At 66.5% G+C, this 20,977-nt stretch carries 23 protein-coding genes; 5 read left to right on the top strand and 18 right to left on the bottom strand.

Annotated elements, in window-relative coordinates; genetic code table 11:
• Positions 1-135: 135 nt before the first annotated feature.
• From AC3ANP_RS02260 to AC3ANP_RS02300, 9 genes are all read right to left on the bottom strand, one after another.
• Positions 136-1,383 carry an IS110 family RNA-guided transposase gene (locus AC3ANP_RS02260; RefSeq protein WP_488331129.1) on the bottom strand — a complete coding sequence of 416 codons (1,248 nt, stop codon included), beginning with the start codon at positions 1,381-1,383 and terminating at the stop codon, positions 136-138.
• Positions 1,384-1,656: 273 nt separating this feature from the next.
• Positions 1,657-1,971 (bottom strand): DUF4190 domain-containing protein, encoded by a 315-nt coding sequence (locus tag AC3ANP_RS02265; RefSeq protein ID WP_488331742.1) that lies wholly within the window; start codon positions 1,969-1,971, stop codon positions 1,657-1,659.
• A gap of 45 nt (positions 1,972-2,016) precedes the next feature.
• A complete protein-coding gene (locus AC3ANP_RS02270) occupies positions 2,017-2,385 on the bottom strand; it encodes a GntR family transcriptional regulator (protein WP_488331743.1) in 369 nt (122 codons plus the stop codon).
• Positions 2,382-3,275 carry a hypothetical protein gene (locus AC3ANP_RS02275; protein ID WP_488331744.1) on the bottom strand — a complete coding sequence of 298 codons (894 nt, stop codon included), beginning with the start codon at positions 3,273-3,275 and terminating at the stop codon, positions 2,382-2,384. The genes AC3ANP_RS02270 and AC3ANP_RS02275 overlap by 4 nt, the downstream gene beginning before the upstream one ends.
• 315 nt (positions 3,276-3,590) lie before the next feature.
• Positions 3,591-4,688: a c-type cytochrome biogenesis protein CcsB gene (ccsB, locus tag AC3ANP_RS02280; protein WP_488331745.1), complete on the bottom strand. Its 1,098-nt coding sequence runs from the start codon at positions 4,686-4,688 to the stop codon at positions 3,591-3,593.
• Positions 4,688-6,520, bottom strand: coding sequence for a cytochrome c biogenesis protein ResB (gene resB, locus AC3ANP_RS02285; RefSeq protein ID WP_488331746.1), 1,833 nt, complete (start codon positions 6,518-6,520; stop codon positions 4,688-4,690). Before resB ends, ccsB begins: the two co-directional genes overlap by 1 nt.
• Complete coding sequence (locus tag AC3ANP_RS02290) at positions 6,520-7,275, bottom strand: cytochrome c biogenesis CcdA family protein (protein WP_488331747.1); 756 nt, start codon at positions 7,273-7,275, stop codon at positions 6,520-6,522. Before AC3ANP_RS02290 ends, resB begins: the two co-directional genes overlap by 1 nt.
• Before the next feature lie 15 nt (positions 7,276-7,290).
• On the bottom strand, positions 7,291-7,902 hold the full coding sequence (locus AC3ANP_RS02295; protein WP_488331748.1) for a TlpA family protein disulfide reductase: 612 nt from the start codon (positions 7,900-7,902) through the stop codon (positions 7,291-7,293).
• Positions 7,903-7,904: 2 nt separating this feature from the next.
• Positions 7,905-8,567 carry a histidine phosphatase family protein gene (locus AC3ANP_RS02300; RefSeq protein WP_488331749.1) on the bottom strand — a complete coding sequence of 221 codons (663 nt, stop codon included), beginning with the start codon at positions 8,565-8,567 and terminating at the stop codon, positions 7,905-7,907.
• Positions 8,568-8,780: 213 nt separating this feature from the next.
• Between AC3ANP_RS02300 and AC3ANP_RS02305 the strand changes: the two genes are divergently transcribed.
• The 3 genes from AC3ANP_RS02305 to AC3ANP_RS02315 all read left to right on the top strand — a co-directional run bounded on the left by AC3ANP_RS02305 (position 8,781) and on the right by AC3ANP_RS02315 (position 11,045).
• Positions 8,781-9,329, top strand: coding sequence for a YceI family protein (locus tag AC3ANP_RS02305; RefSeq protein ID WP_488331750.1), 549 nt, complete (start codon positions 8,781-8,783; stop codon positions 9,327-9,329).
• 206 nt (positions 9,330-9,535) lie between these two features.
• The gene (locus AC3ANP_RS02310) at positions 9,536-10,111 is read left to right on the top strand and encodes a hypothetical protein (protein ID WP_488331751.1); all 576 of its coding nucleotides are present in this window, start codon (positions 9,536-9,538) and stop codon (positions 10,109-10,111) included.
• Between the two features lie 166 nt (positions 10,112-10,277).
• Positions 10,278-11,045, top strand: coding sequence for a hypothetical protein (locus AC3ANP_RS02315; protein ID WP_488331752.1), 768 nt, complete (start codon positions 10,278-10,280; stop codon positions 11,043-11,045).
• 46 nt (positions 11,046-11,091) lie between these two features.
• Here AC3ANP_RS02315 and AC3ANP_RS02320 read toward each other — a convergent pair whose 3' ends face one another.
• Positions 11,092-11,784, bottom strand: a complete 693-nt coding sequence (locus AC3ANP_RS02320) for a redox-sensing transcriptional repressor Rex (protein ID WP_488331753.1) — start codon at positions 11,782-11,784, stop codon at positions 11,092-11,094.
• A gap of 103 nt (positions 11,785-11,887) precedes the next feature.
• Complete coding sequence (locus AC3ANP_RS02325) at positions 11,888-12,160, bottom strand: glutaredoxin family protein (RefSeq protein ID WP_488331754.1); 273 nt, start codon at positions 12,158-12,160, stop codon at positions 11,888-11,890.
• Positions 12,161-12,235: 75 nt separating this feature from the next.
• Between AC3ANP_RS02325 and AC3ANP_RS02330 the strand changes: the two genes are divergently transcribed.
• Positions 12,236-13,054 carry an HAD family hydrolase gene (locus AC3ANP_RS02330; protein WP_488331755.1) on the top strand — a complete coding sequence of 273 codons (819 nt, stop codon included), beginning with the start codon at positions 12,236-12,238 and terminating at the stop codon, positions 13,052-13,054.
• 139 nt (positions 13,055-13,193) lie between these two features.
• On the opposite strand, the gene AC3ANP_RS02335 is transcribed toward AC3ANP_RS02330, so the two are convergent.
• From AC3ANP_RS02335 to AC3ANP_RS02350, 4 genes are all read right to left on the bottom strand, one after another.
• The gene (locus AC3ANP_RS02335) at positions 13,194-13,292 is read right to left on the bottom strand and encodes a 30S ribosomal protein bS22 (protein ID WP_003792170.1); all 99 of its coding nucleotides are present in this window, start codon (positions 13,290-13,292) and stop codon (positions 13,194-13,196) included.
• A gap of 190 nt (positions 13,293-13,482) precedes the next feature.
• Complete coding sequence (locus AC3ANP_RS02340) at positions 13,483-13,695, bottom strand: helix-turn-helix domain-containing protein (RefSeq protein WP_354234950.1); 213 nt, start codon at positions 13,693-13,695, stop codon at positions 13,483-13,485.
• Between the two features lie 232 nt (positions 13,696-13,927).
• The gene (locus AC3ANP_RS02345) at positions 13,928-15,040 is read right to left on the bottom strand and encodes a 3-deoxy-7-phosphoheptulonate synthase (protein ID WP_488331756.1); all 1,113 of its coding nucleotides are present in this window, start codon (positions 15,038-15,040) and stop codon (positions 13,928-13,930) included.
• A gap of 265 nt (positions 15,041-15,305) precedes the next feature.
• Complete coding sequence (locus AC3ANP_RS02350; protein ID WP_488331757.1) at positions 15,306-15,995, bottom strand: FadR/GntR family transcriptional regulator; 690 nt, start codon at positions 15,993-15,995, stop codon at positions 15,306-15,308.
• 86 nt (positions 15,996-16,081) lie between these two features.
• On the opposite strand from AC3ANP_RS02350, the gene AC3ANP_RS02355 reads away from it, so the two are divergent.
• A complete protein-coding gene (locus AC3ANP_RS02355) occupies positions 16,082-17,449 on the top strand; it encodes an alpha-hydroxy acid oxidase (protein ID WP_488331758.1) in 1,368 nt (455 codons plus the stop codon).
• 100 nt (positions 17,450-17,549) lie between these two features.
• On the opposite strand, the gene gdhA is transcribed toward AC3ANP_RS02355, so the two are convergent.
• The 3 genes from gdhA to AC3ANP_RS02370 all read right to left on the bottom strand — a co-directional run bounded on the left by gdhA (position 17,550) and on the right by AC3ANP_RS02370 (position 20,900).
• Positions 17,550-18,887, bottom strand: coding sequence for an NADP-specific glutamate dehydrogenase (gene gdhA / locus AC3ANP_RS02360; protein ID WP_488331759.1), 1,338 nt, complete (start codon positions 18,885-18,887; stop codon positions 17,550-17,552).
• 123 nt (positions 18,888-19,010) lie between these two features.
• Complete coding sequence (locus tag AC3ANP_RS02365; RefSeq protein ID WP_488331760.1) at positions 19,011-19,577, bottom strand: ArsR/SmtB family transcription factor; 567 nt, start codon at positions 19,575-19,577, stop codon at positions 19,011-19,013.
• A gap of 99 nt (positions 19,578-19,676) precedes the next feature.
• Positions 19,677-20,900: an acetoin utilization protein AcuC gene (locus AC3ANP_RS02370; protein ID WP_488331761.1), complete on the bottom strand. Its 1,224-nt coding sequence runs from the start codon at positions 20,898-20,900 to the stop codon at positions 19,677-19,679.
• Positions 20,901-20,977 lie beyond the last annotated feature (77 nt).

Here is a 20,977-nt window from a genome sequence, read left to right on the forward strand (position 1 = left end):
CATCAAACCCCAGGGAGAGGCCCCCACCGCTTAAGACGCGGTCGGTTCAGTAAGGAAGTGGGCAGATCTCATGGCCACCGTCGGGCAGTTCTACTGGCCGTCAGTGGGCACTTTCGTGGCCGCCTATTACGAAAATTAAGATGATGCGGTCCGCATCGAAGAAGTGAGGGTGACCTCGTAGCCGAGTTCTCGGAGCTGCTTTAGTGCGCGAGCCTTCACTGCTCCCGGATTTGATCGAGCTTCGTAGTCGGCGCCCAGGTCCACATAACACTGGCCATTGCTGAGCATGTTCCAGATTGCGTTCAGAAGGGTATGTTCTATGGCGACGACAGCCTTGACCGGTCCCCGTCGTGCAGCGATTCGCCTGTACTTTACCGCCAGGTAGCTGCTCCGATGGTGAGAAGCAGCCAAAGCAGCGATGCCCAGTGCCGCCTTAAGATATTTGTTTCCTGGCAGTGTCTTGGACGACTTAATTCGACCGGCGGACTCGTGCGCGCTGGGACATACTCCTGCCCAGGACGCCAAGTGACCGGCATCGGAGAAGACAGCCATGTCGGCTCCGGTTTCGGCGATAATTACGTCAGCAACCAAAGTCGAGACGCCCGGGATCGTGACAAGGGCTTCACGCGCGGATTCAAAAGGCTTGATAGCCGACTCGATCCTTTCGGTGAGCGCATCAACTGTCCGCGTGTGAGTGTCGATCTCATCCAGATAGAGCTTTGCTAAGAACCCGTGATGTTCACTGAACCGTCCCGTGAGCGCTTCGACAAGTTCAGGGATCTTGGATCTCATCCGCCGCTGCGCAAATTGCGCGAGAATCAGAGGGTCCCGCTCGCCCCGAATCAATGCGTCCAGCATCGCCCGGGACGACACTCCAGTGAGGCTTGCGACTGTCCCGGAGAGCTTGATTCCAGAGCTTTCCAGCATCTTCTCGAGTCGTAGAACTTCGCGTGTTCGGTCGCCTACGGCTAGTGCCCGGGCTCGCGTAAGGTCCCGTAGCTCACGGATCGGTGGAGGGGGGACAAACGATGCCCGCAGCAGGCCATGGGCCGCGAGTTGGGCCAGCCAGGTCGCATCAGAGACGTCCGTTTTCCTGCCCGGGATGTTCCTGGCGTGCTTGGCATTGACCAGCATCACCGGCAGCGACTCCTCCATGAGATAGAAGAAGGGCTTCCAGTAATCGCTCGTTGCTTCCATCACGACAACCGTTGCCTGGGTTTCCGCGATGAACTGACTCAGTTTTAGAATCTCGTTCGTCGTCGAACCCCATGTCGTGACCGTCGAGGTGAACTGCCCCTGACGCTTGGCTGGCACACGGACACAAACCTTTGCGTCCCGTTTAGATATGTCGATGCCGACCGCACGTTCATGCACAACATCCACGATGCTCCTCCTTTGGCTCGAATCCAGAGCGTCCGCCAAGGGAAGGACAGGGATAAATCAGGAATCTATTACTCGTGCTCGAGGCAACATTCCACGGTTCCCGTGGAGGCCCTTCTCACCACGCTATGGGACGGGCAAAAGCACCAAGGCGGATCCGGCGATTACCGTGACGGACACTATCCATCATTCGCCTCCAGCCCAGACATAGCCACAAGCCAAGAGTGACCCGCGCGCAATTTTCGACGGGCACGGAGCGGCAGTGCCGCTCAGCCGCTATGGGCAGTTTTTCATGGCCGCTAACATTCGTTTGACGAGAGTACGCACGAATCCTTCCGGCGGGCTCGGCCCGGTCAAAGATATGAAGTGAAGCTTGAACGCCCCAGAAGAGGGGCCGACCACCGCTACTTGACGAACTGCTGGATGGCGCCGGGGGGTGAACATCAGTGTATTAATCAGCGCCGGCGCGCCAATGCCATCCCCAACGATCAAGGCGGCAATAGCCAGACCGCGTCCACGTTCGCGCTTCAAAGCAATTTGATTTAGGGCCACGTGTCCGATTCCCACGGCAAATACGGCAAGAACAGCCACATGGTCGTTCAAGGAATCCCGCTTGGCACTACGGTACGTGAACCTTTACGGTTCCTGATGGTGGATGTGTGCCCAGGCGTGCGCGAGGATGCCTTGCGCTTCTTCCAAGGTAAGGCCCTCACGATCCGCTCGATTGGCAAGTTCTTCGGCTGCTCTTACAAGTGGCCTGGTAGTGGCATGGCCGGGATTTACTCTGGTCCCGGCAGCTCGCGCTGTACGGATGAGTCCCGCGCTCTCGAGTTCCTTGTAGGCCTTGGCTACGGATCCTGGCGCAACCCGGAGGTCCGCGGCGAGCTGCCGCACAGTGGGCAGTCGGGTGTCTGGCCCGAGGTTCCCCGACCGTATCTGTGCAGCCAGCTGGGATCTTATCTGTTGGACGGGGGAGACCGCCGATCTTGGATCGAGTGTGATCATCGAGCAGATTCCTGGCGCGGGCGGGCGAAGTTTCGCGCGAGGGATCTCATGTCCGCACTCGCCGCAACGGCCTTGGCGAGAAGGGCAAAGCCAAACGCGGCAAGAGGGAGTGCTGACAGGAGCAGAATCAGCGCGAGGGTGTGCCCAGGTTCAACTGGGATCGTCCCGGCTCCTGCGGTGAGATCGACTGTCGGAATGGCGTCGCGATGCGCGGAACGGAGGACATTGCCGGTAATTGCGGCCAGTCCAGCCATTTGCAGGGCAAGTGCGGAACTCGACGCCGCCATAATGAAAGTCGTCCGCATTTCCCGAAGCGCCGTATCTGCAGCAAACAGTGCGGCTGACTGAGGGCGAGGTGCCGCCGCGATGCGGCTCAGTGACCAGAAGACGGCAAGGAGCATCAGAACCGTGCAAATCATGACCGGAACGCCGTAGTACCACCCGGGGAAGGGCCCGGTGGACGAAAGGGTGTACTGGATGTCTATGACTTGGCCGTTCTTAACTCCCCAGCCCGTCAGGCTCCGTCGCTGAAAGACACGGTGAAGGCCGTTCCCATCCGGGGAGGAGTAGAGCCCCGTCAGCACCAGGCCGAGCACAAGGCTGATCGCAGCCACTGCCGGCAAGACGAACACCCACTGACGGGCGAAGGACGTGGGCCGGCGTGGCGTGAGATCAGCGATTGCGCCCGCGCCGAGGTCCGAAGTCCAGAGCTTTCGCGGATATACCGCATAGACAAGCAGTCCCACAACGGCGCCTGCGCCGCTTGCAAGGGAAATGGGAAGACCGTAGCCCTGCGCCCACAACATGCCCCACGCACACAGGAGAACTGTGACGCAGCAACCCAGGGCCAGCGCTGCCAGCGAGGCCCGTGATTCGCTCTGATACACCAAGACCACATCTTCTCGGCTCGCTGGCGAGGTCACGCCAACGCCGAGAGGTCGCCGTGCAGAAGAGCCGACAGCCCGCCTCACAACTACCCAAAGCCCGCTGGCGAGGAGAGCCGCGGTCACTATCGCCACCATTGCTGACGCCACCATCAAACCCCCAAGCGCTTGTATCGTTACTGAGATACAAGCGGTAATGCTTGCTTGTGTCAAGCACGAAGTACAAGGAAGTGGTCGGTCGCTCGCCGGGGATTACATCCGAGCAGTACAACTAGGACGGCCCGGTTGGCACCCGGTTGGCACCCGGGCCCGGGCGGCGCCTTAGAGGCCTGAGTAGGAGTGCAGGCCGTTAAAGAACTGGTTGACGATCGTGAAGTTGAAGACGACGCACAGGTAGCCCACAATCGACAGCCAGGCCGCGCGGGTGCCGGTCCAGCCGCGGGTGGCGCGCGCGTGCAGGTAACCGGCGTAGACCACCCAGATCACGAACGTCCAGACTTCCTTGGTGTCCCAGCCCCAGAACCGGCCCCAGGCCTTCTCGGCCCAGATCGCGCCGAACATCAGGGTGAAGGTCCAGCCCACGAAGGCGATCGCGTTGATCCGGTAGGACAGGTTCTCCAGGCTCAGGGCGGTCGGTACCAGCCGCATGAAGCCCAGCTTGTCGGCGCCGCCGGCTGCAATGGTCTTCTGCCGGTGCGACTGGACCAGCTGCAGGGCCGACATCGCGAACGTCAGGGTGAACAGCGCCGAGGACAGCACCGCGATTGAGACGTGGATGATCAGCCAGTAGCTCTGCAGCGCGGGGACCAGGTGGCCCACCGGGGTCCAGTAAGCGACCGAGGCGGCCACGAGCATGATGATCGCCAGGCCCACCACGAAGGTGCCCAGGAAGCGCAGGTCACGGCGGATCAGGACCAGCAGGAAGACGGCGACGGCCACGAAGGCGCCGGTGGTCAGGAATTCGTACATGTTGCCCCACGGCACCCGGCCGGCACCCAAGGCCCGGGTGATGACGCCGGCCGCGTGGATCGCGACGCCCAGCACCGTCAGGGCCACCGCGATCCGGGCCGGAACGCGCCGCTCGGCAGAGTAGCGCATGGCGCCGTCGGCGGTTTGTCCTGCGCCGGAACCCGCGGTGGACACCGTGGACGACGTCGGGCGTTCGGCGCGGCCTGCAGGCCCCTTGAGATCCGAATCGTCGCGGTCAACGGCTGCGGAGGCCGAACCGACGCCGGCGCCCACCGGGACCCGGATTTCGGCGCCGGAGAGTTCTGCCGCCTTGAGGTCCACCGCCCGCAGGGTTTTGCTGCTCTTGGCCAGGTCCCAGGCGAACGCGATGAAGGCCACCGTGTAGGTGCCGGCGGCAAGCAGCATGAAGAGCTCGCTGTACTGACCCATGGTTTCGTTGATCATCGGCATTACTGATCCTTCTTTGACTCGGTGGAGTCTGCTGTGGACTGGGTGGAGTCTGCTGTGGCTTGCTTCTGGGCGGTCTGCGGGCTGGCGCCCGCGGCGACGCCGGTGCCGGCCCGGCCATTATCCGCTGCGCCGCTGGGAACAGGCTGGGAAACGGTCTCGTCCAGCGGCCACGCTGCGGACAGCAGGGCTCGGATGGCCGCGGCCTCGCCGGCCAGCCGGTGGTCCTCGCCGCGGGCCAAAAGGCCGTACTCCACCATGGTCCGGCCGTCCTCATGGGTTCCGGTGCGGACCCAGACCCGGCGGCGGTTGACGTACAGCGAGGTGACGAGCCCGGCGACGGCGAGCAGCGCAAAGAACAGTGCGTAGCCCTGGCCCGGGTTGTGGTGGATGTCGACGCCGACGTAGCGTTTCACGCCGTCGAAACTGATGGTGCCCTTGCCGTCCGGCAGGGTGTGCGTGGCGCCGGGCGTCAGGACAATGCCCTTGGTGGCGAGGTTGCGGGCGTTGAGCGGTGTCAGCTTTTGGACATCGAGCTCGAAGACGTTCTGGGGTGCGCCGCCGTCCAGGCCGAGGTCGCCGTAGTAGGAGTTCAGGGTCAGCTGCGGGTTGAAAAGATCCGGATCGCCGCTGAACGAGACGCCCTCCGGCGTGACGAACGCGGTGGGCAGGAAGAATCCGGCGAAGGCCAGCTGGTCCGGCTTCGCGTCGGGAACCTTGATCACCACCGACGAGTAGTAGTTCTCGCCCTGGAGCTTGGCCACCACGGGTCCCTGCATGGCGATGTTGCCCGCTCCGTCGCGGACCGTGACCACCGGGGCGTAGCCGTTGCCGGTCAGGTAGATGCTCGTGCCGCCCAGGGTGATCGGGTCGTTGACCTTCAGCAAATCCTGCTTGGCCGGCGCGCCGGGATTTTCCCTGGTGGTCACGTTGGCCGTGAAGTCGATCGGCTGGCCGAACTTGCCCTTCGATTCGCGGTCGAAGGTGATCTGGAACTTGTCGAGCTGGATGGAGTAGGGCTGCAACTGGCTGCTCTGGAAGTTCGTGCCCGGGGTGAACTGGTCGTAACCCACCAGGGTGTTCACGAACGTGTCGCCTTCCACCAGGATCCGCTGGCCGCTGTAGCCGAACAGCCCGCCGGCCGCGACGGACACCAGCACCCCGATAAGAGCCGTGTGGAAGACGAGGTTGCCGACCTCCTTGAAGAATCCGCGCTCCGCGCCCAGCGAGGGCCGGGCGCCGTCGCGGTCCCGGACCTCAACCCGGTAGCCGCGCTTCTTCAGCAGGGCGGCGGCGTCCTCGATGGCGCGCGACGCCGGGATTCCGGCATCCGCGGGGACCACCAGGGTTCCGTATTCGGGCAGCCTGGACAGCCTGGCCGGGGTGCGCGGAGGCTGGGAACGCATCGCCCTGTAGTGCGCGATGGCACGCGGCACGACGCAGCCGATCAGCGAGATGAACAGCAGGATGTAGATGGCCGAGAACCACGCGGAAGAGTAGACATCGTAGAGCTGCAGCGAGTCCAGGACCTTCCCATAATCCGGGTGGTCCTTGATGTACTGGGTGACGATCGACGGGTTTGCCGGCCGCTGCGGGAACAGCGATCCGGGCACCGCCGCGACCGCGAGCAGCAGCAGCAGGAACAGCGCGGTGCGCATGCTGGTCAGCTGGGTCCAGGCCCAGCGGAGCATGCCCATCGGTCCGAGCGAAGGCAGGACGGCGTCGGCCTTGGCTGCGGAGACGGGGTCGGTGGAGACCGCGCCCTCAGGGCCGGAACCGGTCCCGCGGGTACCGGCGGCCGGGGTTTTCTTCGTTACGTTCACTCGCTCGCTCATCAGATCGGCAATGTCACATCGGTTTGGAACCAGTACTGCAGCCCGGACACCCAGGCCCCCCACACCCCGCTGGCCATCAGCACGCCGAGCACGATCAGGATGCCGCCGCCGGTGCGCTGGATCGCGAGCCGGTGGGTCCGGAAGAAGGACAGCACCCCGATGCCGCGGCGCACGGCCAGGGCGATCAACAGGAAGGGGATGCCGAGCCCGAGGCTGTAGACGAAAGCCAGCAGGGCGCCCTTGGCGGCCGAGGATCCCCCGGACAGGCTCAGCAGCTGCACGGCCGAATAGGTGGGGCCAATGCACGGCGCCCAGCCCAGGCCGAAGGTGATGCCCAGCAGGGGCGCCCCCCACAGGCCGGCGGGAGGCTTGGCGCGGATTTTGGCGTCCCGCTGCAGCCAGCCGAAGCCGCCCAGGAACACGATGCCCATGGCGATCACCAGCACGCCCAGCAACTGCGTGATCCAGGCGTTCTGCGAGCCGGTAATCAGCGTTCCCAGCTGGCCGAAGGCTCCGCCGAGGAGGACGAAAATGACCGAGAAGCCGAGCACGAACAGCCCGATGCCCGCAAGCATCCGGCCGCGCTTCTGCCGTTGCAGGTCGACGCCGGTCAGCCCCGTCACGTACCCGAGGTATCCGGGCACCAGCGGGAGCACGCAGGGCGAAAGGAAGGAAACCAGTCCGGCCAGGAGCGCCACCGGGACGGCGAGCAGCAACGAACCGTTCAGGATCGCTTCGGCGAAGGGGCTATTCACGGCGTCATCTGCCGTCTACTCGGCCACGGCGGCGGCGATGAGGGACTTGAGTGTTCCCTTTTGGATTTCGCCGAGCACGCGCGAAGCGACTCGGCCCTGCTTGTCGAGCACCAGCGTGGTGGGGACCGCGCCGGGAGGCACCAGCCCGGAGACTGCCAGCAGCACGGCGCCGTCTTTGTCGTTGAAGCTGGGATACGTCAGGTTGAAGGTCTTGTCGAACGCGTCCGCGGTCGCTTTCTCATCGCGCAGGTTGACTCCGAAAAACTGCACGCCCTGGTCCTTGAACTCCTGGTGCAGGGCCTCGAGCGACGGCGCCTCAACCCGGCACGGGGCGCAGGCGGCGAACCAGAAGTTGAGCACCGTGACCTTGCCGGGGAAGTCCGACGCCGTCACGGCGGTCCCGTCGAAGAGGTTCCCCTTCAGTTCCACCGGCTTCTTCCGGTCGGCCGCGGCGAACTCGGTCACCGAGCCGTCACCGGCGACGTAGTTCTTGTTGTCCCCGGCCTTGGCCTGCTTGGCGAGATCGTCCGCCTGGGCGCAGCCGGACAGTCCGAGCACGGCGGCCAGCGCTCCGCCGCCGGCAGTGAGGAGGCCGCGGCGCGTCAGTTTCGGGTCGATTCCGGGCATGGTCAAGCCCCAGGGGTGCTGGAGGCACCGGGCAGAAGGGCGGCTGCGGGCTCGCTGTAGTCGACGCGCAGCAGTTCACCGGCGTCGTCGAAGGTGAGCGATGTCAGGGAGGTCAGGGTGCATTCGCGTTTCCGCGGGTCATGCCACAGCGGCCTGCCCTCGGCGCTGAGCCGTGCCGCCCAGATCGGCAGCTGGTGGCTGACCAGGATGGCCTCCGCCCCGTCGCCATGTTTGCTGGCCCGCAGCCGGGCGTCCTCCACCGCGGCACTCATCCTGGCAGCCTGCTCCCGGTAGGGCTCGCCCCACGACGGCCGCAGCGGGTTGCGCAGCATGGGCCAGTGCTTGGGCTTGAGGAGCTCGGCCCTGGAGACCCGTTGCCCTTCAAAGTAGTTGGCAGCCTCGATGATCCGGTCTTCGGTGGCAATATCCAGATTCAGGGCCTGCGAGATCGGTTGCGCCGTTTCCTGCGCCCGGGTCAACGGGGAGGCGGCGAGAAACACTATCCGGGCGCCCTGCGCCGCCCGTTCGCTGAAGTGCTCGGCAAGCGTCTGCGCCATCTGCCGGCCGAGTTCGGAGAGGTGAAATTCCGGCAGCCTGCCGTACAGGACGCCGTCGGGGTTGTGGACCTCGCCGTGGCGGAGCAAGTGAACAGTGGCTTGGGGCATGTGTACCAGTTTCTCAAAGGGCAGGGGCAATGACGAAATCTTCTACAAAGGGTAGAACTGAAACTTTTTGCGAAATGTTCCCAAACGCCGGAATAAAAGATGCATACGCATGTTTATACTGATCACAGCAGTTGGTTGAGACTTCAACAAATGGTCCCGGCCGACGATCATACGAACGTTTCCGCACGACCCACCCACGCTAGGAGAACCACCATGGCACTTCCCGAGAACCTCACCACCGGCACCTGGACCCTCGACCCGTCGCACAGCGAAATCGGCTTCAGCGTCCGCCACGCAGGCATCAGCAAGGTCCGCGGCCAGTTCAAGGAGGCCGACGCCACCCTCGAACTCGCCGAAGACGTCACCGATTCCAAGGTGAACGCCAGCATCAAGGCGGCGAGCTTCGACTCCGGCGATGCCAACCGCGACGGCCACGTCCGCGGCGAGGACTTCTTCGACGTCGAGAAGTTCCCGGAGATCTCCTTCGTTTCAAGCGCCATCGTTGCCAAGGGCGACAGCTACGAACTGGTGGGTGACCTGACCATCAAGGGTGTCACCCGCCCGGTGGCACTGGACACCGAGCTCAACGGTGTGGCCGTCGACCCGTTCGGCAACACCCGTGCAGGCCTGACCGCAGAGACCACCATCAGCCGCAAGGACTTCGGCCTGACCTGGAACGCAGTCCTCGACGCCGGTGGAGTCCTGGTCAGCGACAAGGTTGCCATCAACCTGGAACTGGCCTTTATCGCCCCTGCCGCGTAACCAGCCGCCTAAATCGCGCCGCCCCGGCGCAGGCGGCTGGCCGCCTGCGGCGGACCAGCCCCGAACACCCCGCACCGTCCCGTGACGGTGCGGGGTGTTCTTCTTAATCCGGTTTTGCGGCCCGCTCAGCGGATCTTCAGACCGGATGTGGGGACCTCCGGTGAGCCGCTGGAAGGCCCCCGCACCCGCGGTCTAAAGTGAAAATCATGAGCAGCACCGGCCAGGTCCCCGAGCCCGACGAGCCCGGCGGCGGGCCAGCAGGTCCGGGTGACGGCGCGGGCGGCCCACCGCCGGGACCGTCGAATAGGTCCGGCTTCCGGTGGCTGGCCGGGACTCCGCGGAACTTCCAGGGGTTTCTGCCGGCCGGCGGATATTCCGGTCTGTTTCTCGTCCCCGCCATGCCCACGCCGCTGAAGGTCTCCTACTGGGTTTGGGTGATTGGCGGCCTGCTGGGGCTGCTGGTCGGTGTTATCGGACTCTTCGGGACGGTGGTCCTATTTGCCGTGTCGCCGCTGTCGGGCATCCTGCTGCTGCTGCTGGTGCTGGCGGCGGTCACCCTGGCGGCAGCCCAGATCACCCTGGCCATGAAACTCAAAGAGGGCTGGGAATGGGCCCGGTCCGCCCTGACGCTGACGGCTGCCGCCAGCCTCGTGCTCGCGGCGCTGGGCACGGGCATAGCCGGCGGCGGCAGCTGGCCCGGTTTCATCATCAGCGCCGTCGCCACGGTGCTGATGTGGTTGCCCCGCTCGCAGCCTTGGTTCGACGGCTTCAAAGGGTTCTGACGCACCTGTCGGACCCCGGCCGCATGGGCCCTCTTTACCGCCCCGAGAATACGTCTGAGGAATGACCCCAACGGTCATACGGCCGGGGTACGGTGGAGGTAGATCACGCTGGGGCAGGGTTCTGGTCCCGGCACCCCATCCCGTCATCGACATGCAAAGGACCGCCATGAGTAACCCGCCAGTCGAGCCTTCCGGTCCGGAGGGACCTGAGTCGGGCCAGCAGGCTCCGCAGTACGGCCAAAACGCCCCGCAGTATGGGCAGCAGGCTCCGCAATACGGCCAAAACGCCCCGCAATACGGGCAACAGGCTCCGCAATACGGGCAGAACGCCCCGCAGTATGGGCAGCAGGCACCGCAATACGGCCAAAACGGGCCGCAGTACGGACAGTACGGACAGAACGCACCCCAGTACGGGCAGCAGGCACCGGGCTACGGCCAGTCCCCCTATTCGCAGTACCCCGCCGGGCCGCAGACCTCCGCCGGCGTGCCGAAGCTCGTCAACATCGCGTTCTGGCTGATCGTCGCCTCCGGAGTCATCTGGCTGATCTCGCTCCTGTTGTCGATCGGCAGCCTGGACTCCCCCGCCCTGCGGAGCATGTTCCAGGAGCAGATGGCCGCCAGTGGCGCCTCCATCGACTTCAATGAGGTCAAGCCGGCACTGGTCGGGACCATCGTGGTGTTCGCCGTGATTAGCGCGGCCGTGTACGCACTGGTGGCCTTCAACGTCCGCAAGGGCAAGAACTGGGCCCGGATCCTGGGCACCGTGTTCGCGGTGCTGTCCCTCTTCAGCTTGTTCCCACTAAGCATTGGCACCCTTGCCGTGCTGGCGGGCGTCGCCGGCATCGTTCTGCTCTACCTGCCTGCGACGTCCCCGTACTTCCGCAAGCAGCAGCCGTTCGCCAACCCGTACGCGCAGAATCCCTACGGCCGGTAGGCCACTGGCCCGGAACGGGCGCGGGACCCGGAACGACCGGCTGAAGCTAGTCGGCGTCGTCCGGGTCCTGCGCCCTTTGTGCGTGGTAGGCGAGAATCTGCAGTTCCGTAGCCATGTCCACCTTGCGCAGGTTGACGCCGGGCGGCACCTGCAGCATCACCGGGGCGAAACTCAGAATACTGCGCACCCCCGCAGCCACCACCCGGTCGCACACACCTTGCGCGGCCGCGGCCGGCAGCGCCAGCACTGCCATATTCGCCCCGGTGCGGTGCACCACGGCCTCAAGATCCGCAGAGTCACTCACGCGGAGCCAGCCAATCTCACTGCCCACCACCATCTGGTCGGCGTCGAGGATCGCCACGATGTCGAACCCGCGGGATTCGAAGCCGCCGTACCGGGCCAGCGCCTTGCCGAGGTTGCCCGCGCCCACGATTGCGACCTTCCAGTCGTGGGTCAGTCCCAGGGCGGCAGCAATATGGCGGCTGAGGTACTGGACGTCATAGCCCACGCCTCGGGTCCCGTACGAGCCCACGTAGGAGAGGTCCTTGCGGAGCGTCGAAGAACTGACGCCGCATGCCCCCGCCAAGGACTCGGAGGACACCCGCTCCACGCCCTCGGCCAGCATCGCGGTCAGGGCGCGGAGATAGAGCGTCAGCCGTGCCACGGCCGCGGGCGGGATTTGCTTGGCAGCACCCGCTCCCCCGGGCAGGGCGTCCGGAGATGAATCCAGCGATGTCACTTATGCTCCGTAATGTCGCGTTTCTGACTCCACTCTAGAGCCAGCGCCGTTCGCGCCCCAAAGCCACCGGCCTGCCTGCGGGCGGCGTCCGGCCGCGGCGCGGCTAGGCCGGAGCGTCCAGCGCACGCCGCAGGGTCCGGGTCAGCCGCGTCTCATCGATCCGCCAGAAATCCCGCTGCACCCCGTCCACCAGGAGCACGGGAATCTCCTCGGCGTAACGCTCGCGGAGGGCGGCGTCGTCGTCGATGGACTGCTCCGACCAGCCAAGCCCCAGCGCAGCGGTGACACGCCCGACGGCGTCCCGCGCGTCGGCGCACAGGTGGCAGTCGGCCTTGGTGATCAGGACGACCTGGGGAAGCGGTGCGGAAGTTGGCATGCCTCCACGGTAGCCCGGCGCTTTGCCGTGCGTCGACTGCACGCCCGGACCTCCACCATTGACTAGACTCGTGGCATGCCCGAGGAGAAGATCGTCGCCGTGGCCGTCCGGCCGGCTGCGTCACCGCAGCACGGCGAGGCCGCCTTCTTCGACGTCGACAACACCCTGATGCGCGGCGCCAGCCTGTTCCACGTGGCCCGCAAAATGCATCAGCGCGGGGCCTTCACCATCCCGGAGGCGGCCGGCTTCGCCTGGAAACAGCTGATGTTCGTCTGCCGCGGCGAGAACATCGACGATGTCCACGCCGTCCGCGACAGCGCCCTCAGCCTGGCCTCCGGGCTCACCGTCCGTGACATTGAGGCTCTGGGCGAGGAAGTCTATGACGAGATGATCGAGTCACGGATCTGGCCCGGGACCAAGGCACTGGCCGAGCAGCACCTGCGGATGGGCCGCCAGGTCTGGCTGGTCACGGCCACGCCGATTGAGGTGGCCACCGTTATCTCCACCCGGCTGGGCCTCACCGGTGCGCTCGGCACCGTCGGGGAAGTACACGAAGGTTCCTACACCGGCCGGCTGGTGGGCGAAATCCTGCACGGGCCCGCCAAGGCCGTGGCCGTCCGCGCCGTGGCCGAGGCGGAGGGCCTGCAGTTGGATCGCTGCTGGGCCTACAGCGACTCGCACAATGACATCCCGCTGCTCAGCATGGTGGGGCATCCGGTCGCCATTAACCCCGACGCACGGCTCCGGCGCCACGCCCGCGAACGCAACTGGCCGGTCTATGACTTCCGGTCGGGGCGGCGGGCCGCGACCCTGGGCCTCAAGGCAGCGACCGTGGGCGGAGCCATCTACGGCCTGTGGCGCAGCTACTCACGCTTCCGCGGCCCCTCAGCCTAGCCGCCGGGGTTTCCCCGGCGGTTGGACCCAGGCGCCCGGGACCCGGCATGCCGCGGTACGGATCCGGCACATCATGGCGCAGCCAAAGAAAATGCCCGCCGCCGGATGGCAACGGGCATTGACGCTGTGTGAAGTATCGCTACTTCTTGTTGCGACGCTGGTGGCGCGTCTTGCGAAGCAGCTTGCGGTGCTTCTTCTTGGCCATACGCTTGCGACGCTTCTTAATAACTGAACCCACGAAAGTTCCTTACCGGCTAGATGCATTACCTGCCGTTGGGAAGGGTCCGCAGGCTAAGCAGCAGACTGCACAACTGACAGGTTCTTACAATGACGTAAAACGTTCATTAACAGGGTACCGCCTATCGGGGCACACCTTGACCGCAGGCCCCACGACGGGAGCCTGCTGCGGCCCGACCCGGGCCGACGGCTTAGCCGGTCTCGGTCCTGCCGTCGACCACAGCACCTTTGAGGTACTGCTCGACGGCGGTTTCCGGAACCCGGTACGAGCGACCGAAGCGCACCGCCGGCATTTCGCCGGAGTGCACCAGGCGGTACACGGTCATCTTTGACACCCGCATGACATCCGCGACCTCAGCCACGGTGAGAAAGCGCGCGTTAGAGAAGTTGGCCTCCGAAGACATTTCCCTTATTCCTTTTGCTCAAGCGAACGGCTGCCCCGTCTGATCGACATGGCGGTGTGCCGATGCTGAGCCATCAAACAACCATGTGCTAGATACTCTAGGGGTTCATGGTGCCAATGTGAAAGCTTTCCACAGGAATTGACCAAGGTTTTCCGCAGGAATTCCGCAGCGGCCTGCTCCAAGTCCGCCCGGCTCCGCCCCGGACCGGTCCACGACCTGCCCGGGGGCCGCCTCAGCCCTGCAGCCGACGGGCTCGTGCCGACGCAGCCAGCTGGCCGAGCAGCGAGGCCGTGACGTCCCAGTCCATGCAGGCGTCCGTGACGCTCTGGCCGTACTCCAGCCGGTCCCTTCCGGCGGCATGCTCGGCAACGTCCAGGGCCTGCGCCCCGCCGACCAGGAAGCTCTCCAGCATGATCCCCGCGATGGCGGCAGCCGAGGCGCCGCCGTCCTCCAACTGGGCGCCGATCTCCAGGGCGACCTCGGCCTGGCGGTGGTGGTTTTTTCCGCTGTTGGCGTGGCTGGCGTCCACGATCAGCCGCGGGTTCAGCTGCCGGGCGGCAAGACGGCCGGACGCGTCCTCGACGTCGGCGGCCGCGTAATTCGGGCCGTCGCTGCCGCCGCGCAGGATCACGTGCGTGTCCGGGTTGCCGGCCGTGCTGACCAGCGCGGCCTGCCCGTCGCCGTCGATCCCGAGAAACGCCTGCGCCGCGGCGGCCGCGCTGCAGGCGTCCAGCGCCACCTGCAGGCCGCCGTCGGTCCCGTTTTTGAACCCGATGGGCATGGAAAGGCCGGACGCGAGCTGGCGGTGGATCTGGCTTTCCGTGGTGCGGGCCCCGATGGCACCCCACGCGATGAGGTCTGCAACGTACTGCGGGCTGATCGGTTCGAGGAACTCCGTAGCGGTGGGCAGCCCCAGCGCCGTGACCTGGGCCAGGAACTGGCGGGCAGCACGCAGGCCGGCGGCAATGTCATGGCTGCCGTCGAGCCGCGGGTCGTTGATTAGGCCCTTCCAGCCCACGGTGGTGCGCGGCTTTTCGAAGTACGTCCGCATCACGATCAGCAGATCCTCGCGGTGCTTTTCGGCCTGGCTGACGAGCCGGCGGGCGTATTCGAGCCCTGCCTTCGGATCGTGAATGGAGCACGGGCCGACAATCACCAGGAGCCGGTCATCCACGCCGTCCAAAATGGCGCGGACTTCGTCCCGGCCACGTCCGACCACCTCGGCACCTCGCGCGTCGAGCGGAAGTTCGGCGATCAGCTCCTGCGGGCTCGGCAGCGCGGTGAAGCGGCTGACGCGGAGGTTCGAGGTGGACTGTCGGCTTTCGGGGGATGCTTCGATGCTCATGGTGGTCCTGTTCCGGGTGCGGAGCGGGCCCAGTTCAGAACCCGCCGGAGAAATGGCGAAGGGCAGAGAGTGATCTCTGCCCTGTTGGCTCTGAAGGTGGTTGGATGCGTGTCAGTTAGACGCGGGCCCCTCCAGAGCCAACGAAAAATACGCATACCAACGGTTTGTCATGCCACGACCCTAGCGCCGTCTCCCGGCGGCGGGCAAAGCGGCCTCGTAATATTCCGACGCCGGGCCCACCCGCGAGGCGCGCCGGGCACGCCAGTCAGGCACCGCGGCCCAGCCCCGCCTCCGCGTAATATCCCTCGATGTGCGCTGCCACGAGGCCGGCCGCCCCGGCGCCGTCGTGTCCGCTGATGGCCGCGAGAATGTCCCGGTGTTCCTGCCGCAGCCTGGCCGAGGTGGTTTCCCAGTCCGGCAGATTCGCGGTGAGCCGTTCGACATACTCCTGAATGGCTTCGCGCAGGGATCCCATCATCGCGCTGACCACTGCGTTGCCTGCGGCGTCAGCCAGGGCCAGGTGGAACCGGACGTCGAGGGCCAGGAACTCTTCCATGCCCGCGCAGGCATCCATTCGGTCCAGCAGGGCCGCCGCGGACTCCAGCGCGGGCGAGTCCGGCCTGGCCCTGGCCGCAGCCCAGGACTCGAGCAGGACGCGGGTCTGCACGATGTCCTCCAGCGGGAGGTGGGACGTGGCCACGTGCAGCCGCAGCGCCGACCCGAGCGCCGCCGCCGGGTCCGAGATCACCACGGTGCCGGCATCAGGGCCGGACCCCACGCCCGCCCGGACCACCCCCATCGCCTCCAGGACGCGGATGGCCTCACGGACAGAGGTGCGCGAGACGCCGAGCTGCTCGGCCAGGCTCCGTTCAGCGGGGAGCCTGCCGCCCACCAGCAGCTGTCCGCCCGAGAGCTGCTCTTCGATCCACTGCAGGACCAGCCGGTGCGTGCGCATTCCCACATTCTAGTTGATGTGGTCGGACCACATGCCCTAGAGTGTGGTCCAACCACAGCGTCGGATCGAGAAGCCCGGAGGCAGCAGTGACCGAAACCATCGACCCCGGCAACCCGGAGGCCCCCACCACGCCGGAGGACGCGGCGGCCGGAGCTCCCGCCCGCGGTGAACCGGCCGGCCCGGAAACCGCGGCTGCCGGGACCCCGGCGGCGGGGCGAATCGTGCCCGCAGCCCTGAAATGCCGAGTGCCGAAGTACGCGGACCTGGCCCCGTTGATGCAGTTTCGGAAGCCTGAGCTCGGCCGCGACGCGCGGCTGCGCCGGGCCAGTACCATCTGGGACCTGCGCGCCATGGCCAAGCGCCGCACTCCCAAGGCACCCTTCGACTACACCGATGGCGCCGCCGAGGCCGAGATCACCCTGCAGCGGGCCCGGCAGGCCTTTCTCGACATTGAATTCCGTCCGGGCATCCTGCGGGACGTCTCGGGCGTGGACCTGAGCACCGAGATCCTCGGCAAGCCTGCCCGGCTGCCTTTCGGGATTGCGCCCACCGGCTTCACCCGGATGATGCAATCCGAGGGCGAATACGCCGGTTCGCGGGCCGCGGCGGCCGCGGGAATCCCGTACACGCTCTCCACGATGGGCACCGCCTCCATCGAGGACGTGGCCGCCGCCGCACCCGAGGGCCGCAACTGGTTCCAGCTCTACCTCTGGACCGACCGGGACCGTTCGATGGAACTGATCGACCGCGCGGCGAAAGCCGGAAACGACACTCTGATGGTCACGGTGGACACCGCGGTGGCCGGCGCACGGCTCCGCGATGTCCGCAACGGCATGACCATCCCCCCGGCGCTGACCCTGAAGACCGTGCTGGACGCCTCCTACCGGCCGGCGTGGTGGTTCAACTTCCTGACGCATGAGCCGCTGACCTTTGCCTCACTCTCGCGATACACCGGAACGGTCGCGGACCTGATCAACTCCATGTTCGACCCCACCCTGACGTTCGCCGACCTCGACTGGCTGCGGGACACCTGGAAAGGCAAGCTGGTGGTCAAGGGCATCCAGACTGTGGAGGACGCCCGCCGGGTCGTCGACCATGGCGCGGACGGCGTCGTGCTCTCCAACCACGGCGGCCGTCAGCTGGACCGGGCCCCCATCCCCTTCCACCTGCTTCCCGAGGTGACTGCAGCCCTCGAGTCCGACCACAGCCGCGCGGCGGTCATCCTGGACACGGGCATCATGAGCGGCGCCGACATCATTGCCGCGTTGGCCATGGGCGCGGACTTCACCCTGATCGGGCGCGCCTACCTTTACGGCCTGATGGCGGGCGGCCGCGCAGGGGTGGACCGGGCCATCGACATCCTGGCGACGGACATGAGGCGCACCATGGCGCTGCTTGGGGTCAGCCGGATCTCCGACCTCACCCCCGACCACGTGCGGCTGCTGCACCGCTAGCGCGGCCACATGACAGATGGCGGCAGTGTTCCCCAGGAACACTGCCGCCATCTGTCGTCTCGGCGCCGAGGGGGCGCCGAGGGGGCGCCGGCGTCGCGGGCTAGATCAGCCCCTGGGCCAGCATCGCGTCGGCAACCTTCACAAAACCGCCGACGTTGGCGCCCAGCACGTAGTTGCCGGGAGCCCCGTATTCGTCGGCGGTGGCGGCACAGCGGTCATGGATGCCGACCATGATCTCAGTGAGCCGGCGTTCCGTGTGCTCGAAGGACCACGAGTCCCGGCTCGCGTTCTGCTGCATCTCCAAGGCGGAGGTCGCCACGCCGCCGGCGTTGGCGGCCTTGCCCGGGCCGAACAGCACCCCCGCATCCTGGAAGACGGCGACGGCGTCACGGGTCGAAGGCATGTTGGCCCCCTCCGCCACCGCCACGAGGCCGTTACGCACCAGCCGGGCGGCAGCGTCGCCGTCGAGCTCGTTCTGGGTGGCGCAGGGCAACGCCACGGTGGCGTCGACGTCCCAGACGGAGCCGGTCTCGACATAGGCGACAGCGGAGCGCCGGGCCTCGTACTCCTTGAGCCGTCCGCGTTCGACTTCCTTGATCGTGCGCAGCAGCTGCACGTCGATCCCGGCCTCGTCCACGATGTAGCCGGAGGAATCGGAGCACGCCACCACGTGCGCGCCCAGTGACTGGGCCTTGGCAATCGCGTTGATGGCAACGTTGCCGGAGCCGGAGACCACTACGCGCTGGCCGTCAAAGGACTGTCCGCGGGTCTTGAGCATCTCCTCGGCGAAGATCACGGTGCCGTAGCCGGTCGCTTCGGGCCGCACGAGCGAGCCGCCCCACGAGATCCCCTTGCCGGTCAGGACGCCGGATTCGTAGCGGTTGGTGATGCGCTTGTACTGGCCGAAAAGGTAGCCGATTTCACGTCCGCCGACACCGATGTCACCGGCCGGGACGTCCGTGTATTCGCCGATGTGGCGGTACAGCTCGGTCATAAAGGACTGGCAGAAGCGCATGACCTCGCCATCGGACCGGCCCCGGGGGTCGAAGTCGGAGCCGCCCTTGCCTCCGCCGATGGGCATGCCGGTCAAGGCGTTTTTGAAGATCTGCTCGAAGCCAAGGAACTTGATGATGCCCAGGTAGACCGAGGGGTGGAACCGCAGGCCGCCTTTGTACGGGCCGAGGGCGGAGTTGTATTCCACCCGGAAGCCCCGGTTGATCTGGACGCGTCCGGTGTCGTCCACCCACGGCACCCGGAAGATGATCTGCCGCTCCGGTTCGCAGAGCCGTTCCAGGATGGCGGCCTCCAGGAATTCGGGGTGCCTGTCGTGGACGGGGCCCAGGCTTTCGAAGACTTCGGTGACCGCCTGGTGGAATTCGATTTCCCCCGGATTGCGTGCCAGTACCGTGTCCCGGACAGCTTCAAGCCGTGCGTCCATGTAACTTCCTAACCCTCGGCGCCCGTGCTCGGCGCAGTAAACAAGCCTTTCCATACTGCACCCCGGGCAGGCGTCATTGCCATTCGGGGCCGCGCATGTGACGCCGGCCCGGCGCGGCGGGTGCTACTTTTTCCGGCCGAACTTGGGCAGGTTGGCCAGCAGGTCCGCGGCCCGGGTAGCGGCGCGGCCCACGCTTCGGCCGATTTGCTGCGGCCGGTTGTCCTCCCCGTGGGTGCCGGCGGGGAGAGCGACGGCGGGGCTCAGCGCTCCCGCCGTCGTCCGCGGCGGCGCCCCGGCGGCCGGCGAACCGGGGGCGGCGGCTTCGGCCAGGGTGGCGGGTGCGGGCACCGGCGCACCCGCCGGCACGGCAGCGGTGGGCACGGCAGCGGTGGGCACGGCAGCGGGGGCAGGCTCCGCAGCCGCGGCGCTGACGACGCCGAACGTCTCCAGCCAGCTGGCGACGCCCGCAAGCGGCTTGGGGTTGAGGGCGTAGTAACGCTTCTGCCCCTGCGCCCGCATACTGACGAGGTCCGCTTCACGCAGGACCTTAAGGTGCTTGGAAATGGTGGGCTGGCTCGCTTCGAGTTCCTGGACCAATTCCCCCACCGCTTTGTCCCCGTTGCTGAGGGACACCAGAATGTCCCGCCGGGTTGCTTCAGCAATGACGGCAAATACGTCGTCTGTCACCATGCCCTCCACACTAGCGACATATACGTGCGATGGCATCCAGTAGTTGCCCGGGCCGGCCTGGAGGCCGGGGCAGCTCCTTGGCTCCGCCGGCACGCCCTTCTAGTCGAACCACGGATCCAGCCCGTAGAGCGGGAAGACCTCTTTGCGGGTGGCCATGACCGTGCGGTCCACGTCGTCGTTCGGGTCGAAGCCCACCTCCCAGGACCGCCACCACAGGTCCACGTCGTCGCCCATCAGGGCCGGCGGCTCGACCCCGTATTTGTCGCCGAACCGCTCCCGCACATAGGTCCGCCAGTCGTCCGGTACCGGCGTCCGCAACGGTATGGGGCGGCCGGCCGCGAGCGCGATGAGGTGGCTCCAGGAGCGCGGCACGACGGTGATGACGTTGTAGCCCCCGCCGCCCGTGGCGATCCAGCGGTTCTCGCAGTAGCGGGCCGCCAGGCTGCCGATCGCGGCGGCCGCCTCGCGCTGGCCGTCCACGCTGATGTTCAGATGCGTCAGTGGGTCCAGCCGGTGCGAGTCGCAGCCGTGCTGGCTCACGATGACTTCGGGCGCGAACGCGCCGACAAGCTGCGGGACGACCGCGTGGAAGGCCCGCAGCCAGCCGGCATCGCCGGTCCCGGCCGGCAATGCCACGTTCACGGCGCTGCCCAGGGCGTTCGGGCCGCCGATCTCGTTCGCGAAGCCGGTGCCCGGGAACAGCGTCAGGCCGGTCTCGTGCAGGGAGATGGTCAACACCCGCGGGTCGTCCCAGAAGATGCTCTGCGTTCCGTCGCCGTGGTGCGCGTCGACGTCGATGTAGGCCACCCGCTGCACACCGCCGTCGAGCAGCCGCTGGATCGCCAGGGCCGCGTCGTTGTAGATGCAGAAGCCGCTGGCCCGTTCCCGGGCCGCGTGGTGCATGCCGCCGCCGAAATTTACCGCCCGTACCGCGCTGCCGTCCAGGACCGCGGCGGCCGCGAGCAGGGAGCCGCCGGCCAGCCGGGCGCTGGCCTCATGCATGCCGGCAAAGGCGGGGTCGTCCTCGGTGCCGAGGCCCCGTTCCAGATCGGGGCTGTCCGGGTCGGCGCTGACCCGGCGGACCGCGGCAACATATTCGGCGCTGTGCACGGCGCCCAGTTCCCCGTCGGTGGCCACCGGCGGCGCGGCCACCGTGACATGGTCCAGGTCGAACAACCCCAGGCTGCCGGCCAGCTTGGCCGTGAGTTCCAGCCGTTCCGGCGCCATCGGGTGGCTGTGGCCGAAGTTGTATGCAGTCATGGCCGGATCCCACACCACCGTCGTCGGCAGTGCGGTCGGGGCGGGTCCGGGCAGCAATGTCATCAGTCACAGGCTACCGGAGCCAGCCGCCCGTCCCCGTCCGTGCGCGGAATATAGTGGGTTACTACATCATGTAGCCC

It is taken from the genome of Arthrobacter sp. JB02-1C (assembly GCF_057748045.1).